Here is a 15,207-nt window from a genome sequence, read left to right as displayed (position 1 = left end):
TCACACCCCGTACACCGTGTTGATCAGGATCGGCCACGACGCGGCGAACACGATCAGCGCCACCTTGGCGTTGAGCTCCGGCTGGACGAAGAACAACGCCAGCGGGATCAACGCCACCGACGGGATGGGCCGCAGGAACTCCACGAACACCCGCGTCATCTCCTCCACCACCGGCACGGTCCCCAGCAGCAGCCCGACCGGCACGGCGACCAGGACCGCCAGCGGCAACCCGATGGCCGCCGCGCTCAGCGTGCCGCCCAGATCCGCCAGGAACTCCGGATCCACGGCCAGCGAGAACGCCCTGCCCAGGGTCTCCCCCGCCGAGGGCATCCACCCGACCAGACCGGAACCGCCCGCGACCTGCCACAGGAGCAGAAAGCCCGCCACACCCGCCGCGCCGCGAGCGAACCTGACCCGGCCTGCCGTCATCCCGCGGGCGCCGAATAGATCATGGCGCTCACGTCCGCCTTCTGCTTCAGCAGACCGGCCTCCAGCATCAGATCCGCCACCCGCTGAATGCTCCGCGCGCTCAGCGACGTCGGATAGGCGCCCAGAGTGATCGTCGCGGCGGTCTCGGCCGGGATCTTGGTGAACGTCGGCAGGATCCTGGTCACCGCGCCGCGATCCGTCGCCGCGACCTGCTGCGCCTTGGCCATCGCGCGCTGGAAGGCGGCCAGCGTCGCCGGATTGTCCCGCGTCCACTTCTCCGTGGCCGCCCAGCCGGTGATCGGCAGCGCCTCGGTCGGGCCGGACATGGTGTCCAGCAACATGGTCGCGCCGAGCTCCTTCTTGGCCTGGCTGACGTACGGATCGGTCATCCAGACCGCGTCCACGCTGCCCTTGTCCAGCGAGGACAGCCACTCCGTCGTCGGGATCACGACGTAACGCACGTCCTTGCCCGGCGCCGGGTCGAGCCCGGCGAGCCGCAGATGCGGGCTCATCGTCAGCGTGCCCAGACCGCCGACGATGTTGACGCCGACCTTCTTGCCCTTCAGGTCGGAGACCTGCCGGATCGGCGAGCCCTTGGCCACCATGACCCCGAACCCCCCGGGCGCGCCCCGGTAGGAGTCGGCGAGGTACTTGAACTTCTCGGTGCCCTTCTCCTGAATGGTGAGGATGGTCGCGTAACTGCCCAGGACGATGTCCATCTGCCCGTTGGACAGCTTGGGCAGGACCGCCTGCGGAGCCTGGATGGGCTCCTGCCTGACGTTGAGCCCCTCCTCCCGGAAGAAACCGCGCTCCATGGCGATGAACAGCGGCGCCGAGTCGGCGCCCGGATACTGTCCGATGAGCAGGTCCGTCTTCATCCCGCCGGCGGCCTGTTCCTCACCGGCGCCCGAACACCCCGAGACGAGCAGGGCGACCACCAACAGGGCGGTACGACATAAGAGTGCGCCAGAACCCGAACCCATGGCACTTCCCCTTCACCGGAGTGCGACAGAGCATGATCGGCAACGCTGGACCCTAGCGTAGGCGCGGTTTTGCGGGTGTGCCAATAACGGCGTTGAGAGCTTTCAGCCCGGCGCCTTTACAATGTAGATCTCGCTGAACAACGTGAGCGCGATCCGCCGGGGCCGGAGGCGCGGCACTCCCGGCAGCCCCAGCCGCCAGGAGGAGAACGCCGTCTCCAGGACGACCTTGTAGTAGGGGCGCTCCCCCGGCACCTGCGCGCACAGGACGGACACGGCGGCGCCGATCTCCCGCTCGCCGAGCCGGATCCGCGACCGGCCGCCCCTGTCCAGGTCGGCCGCGTCCCATCTGAGCGCCCGCGAGGGCAGCGGGATCAGCAGGGCGAACCCCGCCAGTCCCCCGCTCGGGCGCAGGTAGAAGGAGCCGGTGATCTCGGGCACGTCGTACAGCGGGCGCGGGCCGAGCCAGGTGTCCATCGAGAGTGTCGCCTCGGTGGCGTCCATGGCGATCCGCCAAGAGCCGGAGAAGGTTCCCATGATTCACCTCGCTGTGCTTTACGGGACACACTTCACAAGACGGGACAGCGACCGCGAATGTGACTCAGTAGGAGGAATACATGGTGACCTCATCGACCGACCACCAGTAGGTGGACGTCCCGGTCTGGGTGATGCGGACGTACCGGGCGCTCTGCGGGGTGACGGAGATCGGGCGTTTCCAGCCGAACCCGATCCCGGTCCCCACCGTGGTCCAGGTGCTGCCGTCGGTGGAGAACTCCAGCCGGTAGCCGGCGGGGTAGTCGGTCGCCGCCGAGGCTGCCGGGGTCTGCACCGTCACCATGGCGATCGTGCGCACGGCGCCCAGGTCGATCCGGTACCACTGGCCGGGCACCTGGTCCGCGCCGGTGTTCCACTTGGTCGCGGGGTTGCCGTCGATGCCGCCCTGCGGCGTGCCGCTGCCGCCGGTCGAGGACGCGGTGGCGGTCCAGCCGGTCCTGCTGATAGAGACGGGACTGAACGTGGACAGGCCGCCGGCGTATTTGGCGACGGTGGCCACCAGGCGCTCGTTCTGGGTGAAGGTGCCGGTCGCGAAGCGCTGGAGCTTGGTCACGAACGTGGCGGAACCGTCGCTGTTGATCACCGGGAGCGGGGCCGGGCGGTTGTAGTAGTAGCCCCAGTAGCCCTGACCGTCGGCGTCGGTGCCCCTGGTCTTGTAGGTCCAGCTGGACCAGGACTGCTGCTGGGCGTTGATCCCGGCCATCCAGCGCGCCCAGACGTCGTCGTAGTAGTAGAGGGAGTACTCGCCGAACAGGACCGGCACGCCGGGGCTGGCCAGCAGGCCGGGCAGGCCGTTGAGATGGTTGGTGACGAGCTGGTTCTGGGCGGTCCAGTTCGTGGCGTTCGGCATGTCGTAGGGGTGCAGCTCGTAGGCGACGTTGGTCCAGCCGTGGGTGGCGGGCGGGGTGATGGCGCTGTAGCCGAAGAACGCGCCCATGAGGATGACGTGGTCGGGGTCGATGGCGCGTACGGCGTCGTAGAGCCGGTCGTAGTAGGCGCTCTTGGCGTTGACGTCGTCGGCGTCCTCGTTGAAGTCCAGCAGCGGCTCGTTGATCAGGTCATAGCCCGCCACCGCCGGCTCACCCTCGTAGCGGGCGGCGATCGCCTCCCAGATGTCCTGCACCCAGTCCTGGTACGTCGCACTCCCCCAGAACCCGTTGGGATTGGGACCGATCCGGCCGCAACTGGCCCACGGGCAGCCGCCGCCGGGAACGGTGTGCAGGTCGAGCAGCGTGTACATGTCGCGCTCCGCGAGCTCCTGCACCACCCAGTCGATCTTGCTCCAGGGGTCGGCCTTCCAGCTGCCGTCGGTGTTGAGCAGCGTGGTCCAGCCGATCGGCAGGCGCACGAAGTTCAGGCCCATCGCGGCGAGGTTGTCGAGGTCGGCCTCGGTGATCCAGGTGTCCTCATGGGCGTCGCGGATCGCCTGGGCGCCGGCCGCGCCGAAACGCTGGCCGAGGGTGAGCTGCAGGCCGTAGTCGTCGTCGTTGAGCGCGACCGACAACTCGCCGATCGACCACCACTTGTCGCCGGTGCCGGTCTGGTTGACGCGTACGTACCGGCCGCGCGCGGCGGGGAAGCTGATGTTGGTGGCCTTGACCGTGCCCACGCCGGCGGCGACCTGCGTCCAGGCCGAGCCGTTGTCGGATAACTCGACGGTGTGGCCGCGCGGGTAGTCGCCCTCGGAGGCGGCGTTCTTGGCCGTGTCGAGCGTGACGTTGTTGATCGTCATCCGCGCGCCCAGGTCGAGCTGCACCCACATGCCGGGCACCTGGTCGGCGCCGCTCTTCCAGCGGGTCGTGACGTCCCCGTCCAGCATGAGGGGGACGTCCACGCCCTGCGAGGCGGAGACCGTCCACTGGGTGCGGTTGAAGGAGGCGGCGTCGTTGAAGACGTTGAACTCGCCGACCGACCACCAGTCCCCCGCGCTGCCGGTCTGCTTGACGCGCACGTGGCGGGCGGTGACCGGGGTGAAGGTGGCGGTGGTGACCGTGTTCGTGCCGCTGCCCGCCCCGGTGTGGACGCCGCTCCAGGTGGTGCCGTTGGTGGAGACCTCGACCAGGAGGCCGCGGGGGTAGTCGCCGGCGGCGAAGGCGGTGTGGTTGACGGTGACCCGGTTGAAGCGCGACACGGCGCCCAGGTCCACGCGCAGCCATTCGGTGCCGTTCTGCGGGGCGTTCGTGGTCCAGCGGGTGGTGTCGTCGCCGTCCAGCGCCAGTGCGGCACTGCCCGCGGAGGCGGTGGCCGTCCAGCCGGTACGGTCGAGCGCGAACTCCCCGAGGGGCGACATCCAGTCCTCCTGGGTGAGCCAGCCGCCGAGGTTGGTGCCGCGCAGGTTGACCGTGGCGCCCGTACCGGAGTCGTTCTTCAGCACCGAGCCGCTGACCTTGAGGAAGTCGCCCGCGTCGAGGGCGGCGGCGGCCGGTTGCGCGACGACGGCGAGGGTCGTGGCGGTGAGGGCGGCCGTGAGGACGGCGGCTCGCAGTCGACGGTTCATGTGGACCTCCTCCAACTTTTGACAGTTGCGATGGTGCGGCCTCACGGTTACTTTGTCTATGACTTATGCTAAGCCAATTATAAAACCTGGGGAGGCGACATGCCAGGAAGGTTCCGCCTCACGATCGTCGCCGCGATCCTGCTCACGGTCGCCGCCTGCTCCGCGTCGGCCCCCGCCGGCAGCGGTCTCAGGGAGCTGACCGTCTGGATCATGGGTGACAGCTCCACCCGGTTCCAGCAGCTCGTCAAGCCCTTCACCGACCGGACCGGCATCGGCGTGGACACCGTCGCCATCCCCTGGGACTCCATCGACCAGAAGTTCACCACCGCCGTGGCGTCGGGCAACGGGCCCGACGTCCTGCAGATCGGCCTGTCCAAGCTGCCCGCGTTCGCCGCCTCCAAAGCCCTGCTCACGCTCGGCGGGCAGGCGCTGAAGGAACACCCCGGCCTCGTCCCGGCCAATTTCCTCGACGGCATCGCGACCGGCGCGGGTCAGGTGAGCGTGCCGTGGGTCAGCGACACCCGCGTGTTGTTCTACCGCAGCGACCTCCTCACCGGCCCGCCCGCCACCTGGGAGGAACTGCGCGCGCAGGCCAGGACGCTCGCCGGCCGGGGCCAGGGACAGTACGGCTTCCACATCCCGCAGTGGGACACCACCCTGCCCGTCCTCATGACCTGGGCCAACGGCGGCACGATCGTCGATGGCGGCGGCACGATCGACTTCGACACCCCCGCCTTCCACCGGGCCGTGGACCTCTACACCGGCCTGTACACCGACCGGAGCGTGCCCGCCGACCTCGACTTCGACCAGCTCCAGGGCTTCGTCTCCGGCGTCACGCCGATGCTGGTCTCCGGCCCCTACCTGGCCGGCGCCATCAGGGCCGCCGCACCGGACCTGGCCGGCAAGTGGTCGGTCGCCCCGCTTCCCGGCGGCGTGGCGCGTACCTCGCTGCTGGCCGGCTCGAACCTGGCCGTCTGGGGCGCGACCGACGACCAGGACGGCGCCCTGCGCCTGCTCGACCACCTCGCGGAGCCGCGGACCCAGCTCACCTGGTACGGGCTCGACGGCCAGCTCCCGGCGGCGAAGGCCGCGCTGGACGATCCGGAGCTCGCCGCCGACCCGCTCGTCTCGATCTACATCCGGCAACTGCGCGACGCCAGGCCCCTGCCGCCGGTGCCCAACTGGGACGGCGAGACCGGAAAGGCCCTCCTGGACGCCCTCAACTCCATCGTCCTGACCGGCACGAACCGCGACACCGCCCTGCGGGCCCTGTACGCGGCGACCACCGGCACACCGGCCGCCTGACCGGCGAAGGGAGCCGTCCATGAAACCCTCTCTCGCCCCTTACGCCTTCGTCGCCCCCGCCCTGCTCCTGCTGCTCGCCTTCGGCGTCCTGCCGATCCTGCTCGCGCTGCCGGTCAGCCTCACCGACCTCGACCTCGCGGGCCTGGCCGACTACTCCAGGATCGAGTTCGTCGGCCTCGACAACTACCGCGACCTGTTCGCCGACCACGGCTTCTGGCAGGCCCTGGCCAACACCGGCCTGTTCGCGCTGCTCGGCGTCCCCGCCGTGATCGTCGTGTCGTTCCTGGCGGCGCTGCTGCTGCACCGCAGCGAGAACCGCTTCTTCCGCGCGCTGCGCGCATTTTACTTCGCCCCCGCCATCACCGCGATCGTCGCGGTCTCGCTCGTGTGGGGCTACCTGTACAACACGCAGTTCGGCCTGCTCAACCATCTGCTGTCGCTCGCGGGACTGCCGAGGGCGCAGTGGCTCAGCGACCCCGTGCTGGTGAAGATCTCCGTCGCGTTCGTGGCCGTCTGGCGCGGCACGGGCCTGAACATCATCATCTTCCTCGCCGCGCTGAAGTCCATCCCCAGGGAGTACCTGGAGGCCGCGGAGCTCGACGGCGCCTCGGGGGTGCGCAAGGTCGTCTCGATCGTCATCCCGCTGCTGCGCTTCGCGTTCTTCTTCGTCGCCGTCACCACGGTCATCTCCTGGCTGCAGCTGTTCGACGAGCCGTTCGTGCTCACCAAGGGCGGGCCGCTCGGCGAGTCGACCAGCATGTCCCTGTTCCTGTACCAGGAGGGCTTCACCGCCGGCCGGTTCGGCTACGCCGGAGCCGGCACCCTGGTGCTCTTCCTGATCATCGCCGGGATCACGCTCCTTCAGGTACGCGCGCGGAGGTCCGATGCGGATCGCTGACGCCCGGAAGCCGACCGTGGCCATCGGCGCCGTCCTCGGCGCGGGGGCGCTGCTGACGGCGTTCCCGTTCCTCTGGATGGTGTTCGCCTCGGTGAAGCCGCGCTCGGAGTCGGTAGCCCACCCGCCGCGACTGCTGCCGCAGAACCCCACGTTCGAGAGCTACGCGCGGCTGTTCGCGGAGCTGGACTTCGGCCGCTACCTGCTCAACACGGCGGGCGTCGTGCTGATCGGCATGGCGGGGGTGCCGCTCATGGCAATGGCCGGGTACGGCTTCGCCAAGTTCCGCTTCCGTGGCCGCGGCCCGCTGTTCTTCCTGGTGCTCGCGACGATGATGGTCCCGGTGCAGGTGACGATGGTCCCGGTCTATCTCTTGCTCAACGGCCTCAACCTGACCGGCACCCTGATCGGGATCGCGCTGCCGGGTCTGGTCTCGGGGTTCGGGGTCTTCCTGTTCCGGCAGTTCATGTCCACCGTCCCGGCCGAGATGATCGAGGCCGCCCGCATCGACGGGGCGGGCGAGGCGCGGATCTTCTGGCGGATCGTCCTGCCGCTGTCCAGGCCGGTCATGGCCGTGCAGATCGTGCTGGCCTTCATCGGCTCCTGGAACAGCTTCCTGTGGCCGCTGATCATCGCCGACGACGAGCGGCTCTACACCCTGTCGGTCGGGCTGTCGCTGCTCAACCGGCAGATCGCCACCAACCCCTCGCTCCAGATGGCCGGCTCGACGCTCATGGTCGTGCCCATCCTGATCGTCTTCATCGTCTTCCAGCGGCACATCGTACGGGGATTCACCCTGTCCGGCCTCAAGTGATCAAGCAAGAAAGCAAGGATGTCCATGACAGATCTCATCCACGAACACAACCAGCTGCGGGCCCTGGATGTGACGAGGTGGGACTCATGAGCCCCGAACTCGGATCCGGCCGGCCCCTGCTCTCGCTGCCCGAGGTGTCCACGGTCACCACGCTGCGCCAGCGCAACCGGGCGCTGGTGCTCAAGCAGGTGATCCTCGCCCAGGAGACCACGCGGGCCACCATCGCCCAGGACAGCGGCCTGTCCACCGCCTCGGCCGGCAACCTCGTCGCCGAACTGATCTCCGCGGGCCTGGTCGAGGAGCGCGGCTCGGTCTCCTCGCGCGGCGGCCGGCCCATCACACTGATCGGTCCCCGCGCCGAGAGCGCGATCACCATCGGGGCCGACGTCGGCGAGCGCGGGGTCGCGCTGGAGATGTTCGACCTGTCGATGAACCGCATCGACCGCGAGTTCCGCGGCGGCGCGGAGGAGGAGGACCCCGAGCGCATCGGCGCCGACATCCACGAGGCGCTGGTGGCACTGCGCGACCGCAACGCCGACCGGTGGCCGACCCTGCTCGGCATCGGCCTCGGGCTGCCGGGCGTGGTCGAGACGGCCGCCGACGGATCCCAGATGTTGTACGCCCAGAGCCTCGGCTGGCCGCCCGTGCCCGTCCGGGATCTGTGCGACGTGGGCCGCGTACCCGTCCTGGCGGAGAACGGCGCGAAGATGCAGGCCAGGGCCGAGCTGTGGTTCGGCAACGCGCGCGGCGCCGACCACGTGCTGGTCCCCCTGCTCGGCCGCGGCGTCGGTCTCGGCATCGTCACCGCCGGCCAGGTGACCTTCGGCTCACGCTCCAGCGCCGGCGAGTGGGGCCACATGGTGATCGAACGCGGCGGGCGCGTGTGCCGGTGCGGCAACCGGGGGTGCGTGGAGGCATACCTGGGCTCCGACGCGATGCTCTCGGCGTGGCAGGAGAGCGGCGGCGTCTTCGAGGGCACCGGCTGGCGGGCCATCGGCGCGCTCATCGCCGCGTCGCACGCGGGCGACCCCGCCGCGAGCGCGATCGTGGACGACGTCATCGACTGCCTGGGGGCCGCGCTGGGCGGCATGGTCAACCTGACCGGCCCCGAACGGATCGTCATCGGCGGCTGGGTCGGCCTGCGGCTCATGGAGTCGCTGGGCGACCGCATCACCGCCGCCATCAAGAAGCACAGCCTGTCCAGATCGGGCGACCAGTTCCAGCTCCTGGTCGCCAAGTTCGGGGGCGACGCCGTGGCCACCGGCTCGGCGCTGCTGCCCCTCGAAGCGCTCATCGCCGCCGATCCCATGTCTGAAAGGGGAGCACGATGACCGGCTTACTCGAGGCGAACCACAACCATGGGAGACGGTTTCGCGACCTGCGTCCCGTCCATCACCGCTTACTCAAGCCGCGACGCGCCGAGTGCGACCGGCTCGACCGGCTGGTCGCGGCGCTGCGTGCCGGTCAGAGCCAGCCGCTGGTCCTGCGCGGGGAGCCGGGGGTGGGCAAGTCGGTCCTGCTGGAATACCTCATCGCGCAGTCGTCGGGCTGCCGGGTGGCGCGGGCGGTGGGCGTGCGGGGCGAGATGGAGTTGCCGTACGCGGCGGTGCACCAGCTCTGCGCCCCGCTGCTGGAACGGCTCGACCGGCTGCCCGAGCCGCAGCGTGACGCGCTGGGCACCGCGTTCGGGCTGCGCGCCGGGCCGCCGCCCGACCGGTTCCTGGTGGGCCTGGCCGTGCTGACCCTGCTCGCGGGGGTGGCCGAGGAGCGGCCGCTGGTGTGCGTGATCGAGGACGCCCAGTGGCTGGACGGCGCCTCCGCCCAGGTGCTCGCGTTCGTCGCGCGCCGGCTGAGCGCCAACCCGGTGGCGTGCGTGTTCGCGGCCCGCAGCGGCGACGCCCAGCACCTGTCCGGCCTGCCCGAGCTGGCGATCGGCGGGTTGCGGGACGAGGACGCGCAGGCGCTGCTGCGCTCGGTGCTGCCCGTCCCGCTGGACCGCCCGGTACGCGACAGGATCGTCGCCGAGGCGCACGGCAACCCGCTGGCGCTGCTGGAACTGCTGGACCGGATGACGCCTGCCGCGCTGGCGGGCGGTTTCGGCCTGCCGGACCTCCAGGCGCCGCCCGGCCTGAGCGAGGACGCTCTCCGCCCGCGCCTGGAGCCGCTGCCGCCACAGACGCGGCGGCTGCTGCTGATCGCCGCCGCCGACCCGCTCGGGGATCCGGTCCTGGTCTGGCGGGCGGCGGAGCGGGTCGGGATCGGCACGGCCGCGGCGGCTCCGGCGGTGGAGGCCGACCTGTGCGAGTTCGGCGCCCGCGTACGGTTCAGTCATCCGCTCGTGCGTACGGCGGTGTACCGGGCCGCGGGCGCCGGCGAGCGCAGGCGGGCTCATCACGCGCTGGCCGAGGCGACCGACGCGGAGGCCGACCCGGACCGCCGGGCCTGGCATCGGGCGCACGCCGTGGCCGGGGCCGATGAGCAGGTCGCGGCCGACCTGGTCCGCTCGGCCGGGCGCGCGCAGGTTCGTGGTGGCCTGGCGGCGGCGGCCGCGTTCCTGCAGCGGGCCGCCGAGCTGACCCCCGATCCCGGCCGCCGTGCCGAACGCGCGCTGGCGGCGGCCCGCGCCAAGCAGGAGGCCGGCGCGCCGGACGCCACGTCCGGGTTGCTCGGGATGGCGCTGGCGGGGCCGCTGGACGAGCGGCAGCGTGCCGGGGCGGCGCTGGTGCGGGCGGAGATCGCGTTCACCGCGAGCCGGGGGAACGCCGCTTCCGTGGCGCTGCTCGACGCCGCACGGCAACTCCAGCCGCTGGATCCGGCCCTCGCCCGGGACACCTATTTGAACGCGCTGTCCGCGGCCATGTTCGCCGGCCGCCTGGCGCTCGGCGGCGGTGACCCGCGCACCATCGCGGCGGCCATCCTGGCGGCCCCGGCAACGCCAAAAGGCAACCGCCCGCCTTCAGGGGCACGGGAGAATAGCCAGCCGCATTTCGCGGCACGGGAAGACAGCCACCCGCACCCATCGGCACGGGAGGACGGCGGGCCGCATTCGGTGGAGTCGGAGGGCTGCGGTTCGGTGGATCAGCTGCTCGGAGGGCTGGCACTGCACTTCGTCGCCGATCCGGGTGTGGCGGCGCCGCGGCTGCGGCGTGCGATCGACGGGCTTGTCCGCCACGACGATCCGCGCTACCTCTGGCCGGCCTTCACCGCGGCCGTCGCGCTGTGGGACGGCGACGCCTGCCGCGCGCTGGCGGACCGCCACGTCGCCCTGGCCAGGGACGCCGGCGCGCTGGCGGAGCTGTCGCTGGCCCTCGGCTCGCGGATCACCGTGCACCTCTTCGAGGGTGAGCTGGCCGAGGCGGCGGCGCTCAGCGCGGAGGTGCAGGCGATCGTCGCCTCGACCGGGTTGCGCGTCACCGACCACGGCGGCCTCGCGCTGGCCGCGTGGCGCGGTCGCGAGGCCGAGGCGGAGGAGTTGCTGCGGGTGGGTTCGGGCGAGGCCGCCTCGCGCGGCGAGGGAGCCGGGCTGACCGTCGCCGACTGGGCCGCGGCCGTGCTCTACAACGGCCTGGGCCGGTACGACCTGGCGTGCGCGGCGGCCGAGCGGGCCTGCGCGGACCCGCCCACGCCGGGCGCGGCGCAGTGGGCCGCCCCCGAACTGGTGGAGGCCGCCGCCCGTACCGGCGACCTCGAACTGGCCGGCCGGGCACTCGAACAACTCGCGCACAACGTCCAGGCCGGCCCGGCCGACTGGGCGCTCGGGGCCGAATCGCGGGCGCGGGCGCTGGTCAGCGAGCCGGAGAAGGCCGAGGGTCTCTACCGGGAGGCGATCGAGCGGTTCGGCCGCACCCGGTTGCGGCCCGACCTGGCCCGTGCCCACCTGCTCTACGGTGAATGGCTGCGCAGGGAACGGCGGCGGATCGAGGCACGCCAGGAACTGCGTACCGCCTATCGGCTGTTCGCGACGATGGGGATGACGGCGTTCGCCGAGCGGGCGGCGCGGGAGTTGCGGGCCACCGGCGAGACCGCGCAGCGCGGCGTGCCGGCCGCCGGTGACCTGACGCCCCGTGAGGGACAGATCGCCCGGCTCGCCACCAAGGGGCTGACCAATTCGGAGATCGGCAGCCAGCTGTTCGTGAGCCCGCGCACCGTCGAGTACCACCTGCGCAAGGTCTTCGCCAAGCTGGACATCACCTCGCGCAGCCAGCTCGGTCATGTCCTCACCGGCGGCCGCACGAATTGACCGCCGTCGGGCCCGAATCGGTGAACCGGCTTAATCGGTGGACAAAGCGGACGTTCCGCGGCCATCGTTGGCGCCATGCTTCAGGAAGAGATCTGGAACGCCGATGTCGCCGCGGGTTACGACACGCCGGGCACCGGCATGTTCGCGTCCGAGGTCCTGGATCCGACGGTGGATCGGCTCGCCGAGCTGGCGGGCGGCGGGGCGGCGCTGGAATTCGCCGTCGGGACCGGGCGGGTGGCGGTGCCGCTGGCCGCGCGGGGGGTGCCCGTCACCGGCATCGAGTTGTCCCCGCCGATGATCGACCGGCTCCGTGAGAAGGCGGACGAGGCCACGATCCCCGTGATCACCGGGGACATGACGACCGCCGTCGCCCCGGGCCGGTACACGCTGGTCTACCTCGTCTACAACACGATCTCGAACGTGCTCACCCAGGCCGGGCAGGTGGCCTGCTTCCGCAACGCCGCCCGTCACCTGGCGCCCGGCGGGCGGTTCGTGATCGAGCTCTGGGTGCCGGAGCTGCGCAAGCTTCCGCCGGGCCAGCAGGCCACGGTCTGGCACAACGAGCCCGGCTACATCGGCCTGGACACCTACGACGTGCTGCGCCAGCAGGTGGTCTCGCACCATTTCAGGTTCGACGAGGGCGTGCGGGCCGAGTTGTTCCGCAGCCCGCACCGCTACATCTGGCCGGCCGAGCTGGACCTCATGGCGCAACTGGCCGGGTTCGAGCTGGAGAGCCGGCACGCGGACTGGTCCGGGGCGGAGTTCACCGCGGAGTCGCGCTCGCACGTGAGCGTCTACCGCCTCCCGCCGGAGGACTGACCCGGCACGGCCCTTGGGCGCAGGGGTGGCTGCACCCAACAAGGAGGCGTTCAGGCGGAGTCCCGCAACACCAGCGAGGGCTCGAAGATCAGCGAGGTGGGCGGGCGGCCCGGCTGTTCGATGTGGGCCAGCAGCAGGCGGCCCATCTCGGCGGCCATGTCCTCGACCGGGTGGCGCACGGTGGTCAGCAGCGGGCGGCAGGCGGTGGCGGCGCTGCTGTCGTCGAAGCCGACCACGGCGACGTCGCCGGGCACCGAGCGGCCGTGGTGGCGCAGCGCGTGCAGGGCGCCCTGGGCCATCAGGTCGTTGGCGACGAACACGCCGTCGAGCGCGGGCTCCTGGGCGAGCAGCCGTTCCATGGCCCGTTCGCCGCTGTCGTAGGTGAAGCCGCCCTCCTCGTGGCGGACGAAGGCGTGGCCGTGCCGGGCCATCTCGTCCTGGAAGCCCGCCAGGCGCGCCTGGGCGGCGGGCACGCCGAGCGGGCCGCAGATCGTCGCGACGCGGCGGCGGCCCAGCGCGAGGAGGTGGCCGGCGGCCAGCGCGGCGCCGGCCCGGTGATCGACGTCCACGTAGCTGATCGGGACCGGCGCGGGCGGGCGGGCAAACAACACGGCGGGCACGCCTGACTCCACGAGCAGCGCGGGCAGCGGGTCGGCGGCGTGCGTGGAGACCAGCAGCGCCCCGTCGGCGTCGCCCTGGCGCAGGCAGGACAGCACCTGGTCACGGCTCTGGCCGCTCTCGGCGAACATCAGCGTCGGATGGATGCCGCGCGGACGCAGGAAGCTGACGATCCCGCCGACGACGCGGCCGAAGAACGGGTCGGTGAGTATCGCCCCGAGAAAGGGATCGCCGTCGGCGCCCGCGCCCGACAGGACCAGGGCGACGGCCCCGGTACGCCGGGTGACGAGGGAACGCGCGGCGCGGTTGGGCACGTAACCGGTGGTGGCGACGGCCCGCCGGACCGTGTCCTGGATGGCCGGATCGACGTTGCGGATGCCGTTGATCACCCGGGAGACGGTGGCGCGGGAGACTCCCGCCACCCGCGCCACGTCCTCCAGCGTCGGAGATCCCCCCGAAGACGGTTGAGTCACCAGCTTTTTATAACACAGAGCTGGGAGAGCGCTCTCCTATCCCTGGGGCAACTGGAAGTCCGGGGTGAGCGCCGCGCCCCGATGCGGCTTGTACAGGTCGTAACCGCGCGGGTTGCACTGCAGGCCGCCGTTGATGCAATGGGTCACCAGCGCGTCCAGGATGCGCATGTCGTCCCAGGCGTTGAAGAAGTCGTAGTGCCAGGAGTAGCCGCGCCCGCTCGACAGGCGGGCCTGCGACAGGTCGCCGCTCGCCGGGAAGGCGATCTTGAACTCCAGCATCGGCACCGCGACCGGATGGCCCGCCGGGCAGTAGCCGCCGACCGGGTAGGCCATGTGGCTCTTGTGGTCGGCGCTGTCGAGGTTGACGCCGTCCCAGCAGCTGGGCGCCTGGAAGCGCACGTTGACCTGGCTCCCGGGCACGCAGTACGCGGGGATGTCCCAGCTCTTGGCCAGGTCTCCGCACTCGAAGCCCTCGACCGCGCCCGGATGGTCGCGGAACTGCTCACGGGTGGAACCGGGGCTGCCGACGACGTACCGCAGGCCCTGCGGGAACGGCTGGACGCGCCAGTACTCCAGGATGCCCGACTTGTAGTAGATCACCTGGTTGCCCACCGGCTCGATGAGCTGATCGCCCTTGTAGAAGCTGGGGAACCAGTAGGCGGATCTGTCGTGCGGGTTGGTGCAGGAGGTGCCGCCGCCCAGGAGCGAGGAGGTCGAGCTGTGGGCGTTGGTGGTGACGTTGCCGACGAACGTGTGCATGTGCGACGCACCGGGCAGGCCCGGGTAGACGATCGGGTCGTCGGGCCGGTTGGCGGCCGGCGAGCAGTTGGCCTGGAACTCGTGGTGGGTGACCTCGTCGGTGTAGGTGGGCTTGGGTCTGGGCGTGGTCGTGCCGCCGCCGCTGCCGGAGACCTGGAACTCCCACAGGGAGTAGCCGTAACCGGTGGCGCGGGCGGTGCCGAGCATGCGGACGTAGCGGCCGGTGCCGGACACGGTGTGGGTGTCGGTGCCGCCGTCGCCGCCGGTGACGGTCGCCAGGTCGGTCCAGGAGGAGCCGTTGGGCGAGATCTGCAGTTTGTAGTCGCGGGCGTGGGCCGCCTCCCAGGACAACACGACCTTGCCGACCGTCGCTGTGGCGCCCAGGTCCACCTGGATCCACTGCGGGTCGGCGAAGGAGCTGGACCAGCGGGTGGCCGGGTCGCCGTCGAAGGCGGCGCCGGCGGCGTGCGCGCCGCCCTCCGAGGAGGAGGCGGCGGCCGGCCTGCCCTGGGAGAGCAGGGTGTCGGCGTTCACGGGCAGGGCAGTGGCCAGACCTGTGGCCAGGCCGGTCGCGGCCACCGCGGCAACGACCGCGATCGCGGCCGAGATCGCCGGTCTTGTTCTTCGTGACACGGGCATGGTGCCTCTCCTTGCGATGCGGGTGCAGGAGAGCGCTCTCCGTGAAGGGTGAACGCCGATGCGGCCCGTTGTCAAGAGGCGATTCCCGGTCACGCGGCGATGACCTGTGGATTTCGGCCGGGTGACTAATTGGGTCTTGACACGCGCGTACACAGGAAGCAATCTCCGGGTACGGAGAGCGCTC

General features: G+C 71.1%; 12 protein-coding genes. 6 read left to right on the top strand and 6 right to left on the bottom strand.

Annotation, left to right across the window (positions count from 1 at the left end):
• The 4 genes from AB0I81_RS24445 to AB0I81_RS24430 form a co-directional block, all read right to left on the bottom strand.
• Positions 1-429, bottom strand: coding sequence for a hypothetical protein (locus AB0I81_RS24445; RefSeq protein WP_360660364.1), 429 nt, complete (start codon positions 427-429; stop codon positions 1-3).
• Positions 426-1,367, bottom strand: coding sequence for an ABC transporter substrate-binding protein (locus tag AB0I81_RS24440; protein WP_360660361.1), 942 nt, complete (start codon positions 1,365-1,367; stop codon positions 426-428). The genes AB0I81_RS24445 and AB0I81_RS24440 overlap by 4 nt, the downstream gene beginning before the upstream one ends.
• Positions 1,368-1,514: 147 nt before the next feature.
• The gene (locus AB0I81_RS24435; protein ID WP_360660359.1) at positions 1,515-1,946 is read right to left on the bottom strand and encodes a hypothetical protein; all 432 of its coding nucleotides are present in this window, start codon (positions 1,944-1,946) and stop codon (positions 1,515-1,517) included.
• 64 nt (positions 1,947-2,010) lie between these two features.
• Positions 2,011-4,461 (bottom strand): discoidin domain-containing protein, encoded by a 2,451-nt coding sequence (locus AB0I81_RS24430; RefSeq protein WP_360660356.1) that lies wholly within the window; start codon positions 4,459-4,461, stop codon positions 2,011-2,013.
• A gap of 99 nt (positions 4,462-4,560) precedes the next feature.
• Here AB0I81_RS24430 and AB0I81_RS24425 point away from each other — a divergent pair, with 99 nt between their 5' ends.
• The 6 genes from AB0I81_RS24425 (at position 4,561) to AB0I81_RS24400 (ending at position 12,534) form a co-directional block, all read left to right on the top strand.
• Complete coding sequence (locus AB0I81_RS24425) at positions 4,561-5,766, top strand: extracellular solute-binding protein (RefSeq protein WP_360660354.1); 1,206 nt, start codon at positions 4,561-4,563, stop codon at positions 5,764-5,766.
• A gap of 19 nt (positions 5,767-5,785) precedes the next feature.
• The gene (locus AB0I81_RS24420) at positions 5,786-6,664 is read left to right on the top strand and encodes a sugar ABC transporter permease (protein ID WP_360660351.1); all 879 of its coding nucleotides are present in this window, start codon (positions 5,786-5,788) and stop codon (positions 6,662-6,664) included.
• A complete protein-coding gene (locus AB0I81_RS24415; RefSeq protein ID WP_360660348.1) occupies positions 6,651-7,475 on the top strand; it encodes a carbohydrate ABC transporter permease in 825 nt (274 codons plus the stop codon). Before AB0I81_RS24420 ends, AB0I81_RS24415 begins: the two co-directional genes overlap by 14 nt.
• A gap of 86 nt (positions 7,476-7,561) precedes the next feature.
• The gene (locus AB0I81_RS24410) at positions 7,562-8,806 is read left to right on the top strand and encodes an ROK family protein (protein WP_360660345.1); all 1,245 of its coding nucleotides are present in this window, start codon (positions 7,562-7,564) and stop codon (positions 8,804-8,806) included.
• Positions 8,803-11,715: an AAA family ATPase gene (locus tag AB0I81_RS24405; protein WP_360660342.1), complete on the top strand. Its 2,913-nt coding sequence runs from the start codon at positions 8,803-8,805 to the stop codon at positions 11,713-11,715. Before AB0I81_RS24410 ends, AB0I81_RS24405 begins: the two co-directional genes overlap by 4 nt.
• A gap of 75 nt (positions 11,716-11,790) precedes the next feature.
• Positions 11,791-12,534 (top strand): class I SAM-dependent methyltransferase, encoded by a 744-nt coding sequence (locus AB0I81_RS24400; protein WP_360660340.1) that lies wholly within the window; start codon positions 11,791-11,793, stop codon positions 12,532-12,534.
• Positions 12,535-12,584: 50 nt separating this feature from the next.
• Here the strand turns inward: AB0I81_RS24400 and AB0I81_RS24395 are convergent, their stop codons facing one another.
• Together AB0I81_RS24395 and AB0I81_RS24390 are read right to left on the bottom strand one after the other, a co-directional pair.
• Positions 12,585-13,625 carry a LacI family DNA-binding transcriptional regulator gene (locus AB0I81_RS24395; protein ID WP_360660337.1) on the bottom strand — a complete coding sequence of 347 codons (1,041 nt, stop codon included), beginning with the start codon at positions 13,623-13,625 and terminating at the stop codon, positions 12,585-12,587.
• Positions 13,626-13,661: 36 nt separating this feature from the next.
• Positions 13,662-15,023, bottom strand: a complete 1,362-nt coding sequence (locus AB0I81_RS24390) for a DUF1996 domain-containing protein (RefSeq protein WP_360660334.1) — start codon at positions 15,021-15,023, stop codon at positions 13,662-13,664.
• Positions 15,024-15,207: the final 184 nt, after the last annotated feature.

The sequence above is a fragment of the Nonomuraea sp. NPDC050404 genome (assembly GCF_040655495.1).
Taxonomy (GTDB): Bacteria; Actinomycetota; Actinomycetes; order Streptosporangiales; family Streptosporangiaceae; genus Nonomuraea.
This window is presented reverse-complemented; position numbering and strand designations above follow the sequence as displayed.

Coding starts and splice junctions, on each gene's coding strand:
- AB0I81_RS24445 (WP_360660364.1), bottom strand. CDS start 429: ATGACGGCAGGCCGGGTCAGGTTCGCTCGCGGCGCGGCGGGTGTGGCG.
- AB0I81_RS24435 (WP_360660359.1), bottom strand. CDS start 1,946: ATGGGAACCTTCTCCGGCTCTTGGCGGATCGCCATGGACGCCACCGAG.
- AB0I81_RS24430 (WP_360660356.1), bottom strand. CDS start 4,461: ATGAACCGTCGACTGCGAGCCGCCGTCCTCACGGCCGCCCTCACCGCC.
- AB0I81_RS24425 (WP_360660354.1), top strand. CDS start 4,561: ATGCCAGGAAGGTTCCGCCTCACGATCGTCGCCGCGATCCTGCTCACG.
- AB0I81_RS24420 (WP_360660351.1), top strand. CDS start 5,786: ATGAAACCCTCTCTCGCCCCTTACGCCTTCGTCGCCCCCGCCCTGCTC.
- AB0I81_RS24415 (WP_360660348.1), top strand. CDS start 6,651: ATGCGGATCGCTGACGCCCGGAAGCCGACCGTGGCCATCGGCGCCGTC.
- AB0I81_RS24410 (WP_360660345.1), top strand. CDS start 7,562: ATGAGCCCCGAACTCGGATCCGGCCGGCCCCTGCTCTCGCTGCCCGAG.
- AB0I81_RS24405 (WP_360660342.1), top strand. CDS start 8,803: ATGACCGGCTTACTCGAGGCGAACCACAACCATGGGAGACGGTTTCGC.
- AB0I81_RS24400 (WP_360660340.1), top strand. CDS start 11,791: ATGCTTCAGGAAGAGATCTGGAACGCCGATGTCGCCGCGGGTTACGAC.
- AB0I81_RS24390 (WP_360660334.1), bottom strand. CDS start 15,023: ATGCCCGTGTCACGAAGAACAAGACCGGCGATCTCGGCCGCGATCGCG.